At 37.2% G+C, this 1,981-nt stretch carries 4 protein-coding genes; all 4 read right to left on the reverse strand.

Translation table 11 applies throughout. The features are described 5' to 3' along the window. Positions 1 to 228: ORF6N domain-containing protein (locus ACY65O_RS02720; RefSeq protein ID WP_462219319.1), on the reverse strand; the 228-nt coding region annotated here is incomplete at its 3' end. A gap of 117 nt (positions 229 to 345) precedes the next feature. Then, a complete protein-coding gene (moaCB, locus tag ACY65O_RS02725; RefSeq protein WP_462219316.1) occupies positions 346 to 1,254 on the reverse strand; it encodes a bifunctional molybdenum cofactor biosynthesis protein MoaC/MoaB in 909 nt (302 codons plus the stop codon). Positions 1,255 to 1,301: 47 nt separating this feature from the next. Next, positions 1,302 to 1,763, reverse strand: a complete 462-nt coding sequence (locus ACY65O_RS02730; protein ID WP_462219317.1) for a molybdenum cofactor biosynthesis protein MoaE — start codon at positions 1,761 to 1,763, stop codon at positions 1,302 to 1,304. Then, on the reverse strand, positions 1,763 to 1,981 hold a 219-nt coding region (locus ACY65O_RS02735; protein ID WP_462219318.1), incomplete at its 5' end, for a rhodanese-like domain-containing protein. The genes ACY65O_RS02730 and ACY65O_RS02735, both read right to left, overlap by 1 nt.

Genomic DNA, 1,981 nt, shown 5'->3' on the forward strand with positions numbered 1-1,981 from the left:
CATTTCTATTGCTTTATCACTGTTTAGTACGCCACTTAACATAGCAACACCTTGTTCTGTAAAAGCATAGGGCATAAATTTTGTATGCTTACCCCTGCCTGTCTTTAAGGTCACAATTTGTGATGTTAAAGAATTGCTGCTGTCTAAGGTCTCAATTTGTGATCGTAAACTTTCAAACTCCTCTTTAGTAAGTTGAAAAATAACAATCAGGGGAAAAACGTTTTGGATTGCGCTTTACAGCCTGTTTTGTATGCTTTGTTTTATTTGCATGGTTGCTTATTTATTTCAGTTTTTTATCAGGCTGATTTTAGAATTACTGGTTTTAGAATAAATAAATTCACCCACCTAATCATGCCGCATACCATCTGCGATTTTAAAAACATGTAAAATATAAGGAAAGAGTGCATCAATAGTTTCTGCAGCACCTTTAGTTGAGCCGGGTAAAGTAAGTACCAATGTCTTATCAATAAATCCGCAAACACCTCTTGATAACATGGCATAAGGCATACGCTGCTGACCATAGTTTCTGGCTGTTTCCATTATGCCGTCAATCTCACGGGTAAGCATGGGCTTAATAGCATCTGGTGTAATATCTCTTGGCGAAACTCCGGTGCCACCTGCAAATATCAATAAGTTACATTGCCCTGCAGTAAATTGTTTTGCCTTTTGCTGTATCAAATCAAAATCGTCCGCTACCGTTTCCTGGTGTATAATTTCTATTTGGTGGGTCGTTAATTTTTGCGCCACTTTTATTCCTGTGGTATCTGTACTTTCTTTTTTTGAAACACTGTCCGAGCAAACAATTACCACTGCTTTTAAATTGGCAGCCTGCTGTGTAAAGTCTGTTTTGCCTCCTTTTTTATTTTCTAATTTAATATTTGATATTTCCACGCCTTTATCCAAAGGCTTCAGCATATCGTACATCGTTAAAGCAGTAATAGCAGCACCATGCATGGCCTCTACTTCTACACCGGTTTTATAAATGGTATGCACTTCCACAGTGATGATAATGCTTAAGCCTTCAACAGTATGTTTTATTGCTGCGAATTCAACCGGCAGCGGGTGACAATCCGGAATTACATCACTTGTTTTTTTTATAGCTAGCAAGCCTGCTGCTCTAGAAAATTCAAATACATCACCTTTGGGTACAGTTTTATTTTTTACAGCATCAATAGTTTCCTGTTTAGAAACAGTGACTGTTGCAGATGCAATTGCCTCACGTAAGCTGTTTGATTTGTGTGTGATGTTTACCATGTTAGAAGATAAAAGTTAATTTTAAAAACTTACAAATTAAAAAGAGGTTACAAGTTCCCCTTCGGGGGATTTAGGGGGCTTTTCCATTGATGTGTGTCGTCTTCAAATATTTCCTTGCCCCAAACGGGCAATTCCGCTTTTATTCTTTCCACCGTTTCATTACAGGCATCAATGGCCGCTTTTCTATGTGCCGAAGAAGTAAATACAAATAAACAAATTTCTCCGGCAACTATTTTGCCCAGGCTGTGATATACATGCATACAGGTAAGCGGATATTTGGTAAATATGGCCTCTCTTATTTCATGCATTTTCTCCAAAGCCATTTCTTCGTATGCGGTGTATTCAATTGCCGCTACTTTTTTTTCATTAATAATATCGGCCCTTACCTGTCCTAAAAAAATACTGTGTCCGCCAATGGCAGTATTAGTACTGTGCTTTGCAATACTCTCTCCAATAAAAGATGCAGCTATTGCTCCCTGAATAAAAATATTTTTTGGTTTTCTTTCCATTATAATAATTGTGTTGCATGTTGCTGTTTCCATAATGTAATACCGCCATGTAAACTGTAGATTTTTTTTGTTGTGCCAAAAACTGCTGTTAATTGTTTTGCTGCCTGCAAACTTCTTTTACCCGATTGGCAAATGGCAACTACAGCGGAGGCGTTTAATAAAGAAAAATTTTCTGCTAATTGTGATAAGGGAATTTTTTGATGAACAAATTCTTTTAT

The sequence above is a fragment of the Ferruginibacter sp. genome, from assembly GCF_031430955.1.
In the GTDB taxonomy this organism is placed as follows: Bacteria; Bacteroidota; Bacteroidia; order Chitinophagales; family Chitinophagaceae; genus Ferruginibacter.

Excerpts from the sequence above, each read along its gene's own strand:
- ACY65O_RS02730 (WP_462219317.1), bottom strand. The coding sequence starts at position 1,763 with ATGGAAAGAAAACCAAAAAATATTTTTATTCAGGGAGCAATAGCTGCA.
- moaCB (WP_462219316.1), bottom strand. The coding sequence starts at position 1,254 with ATGGTAAACATCACACACAAATCAAACAGCTTACGTGAGGCAATTGCA.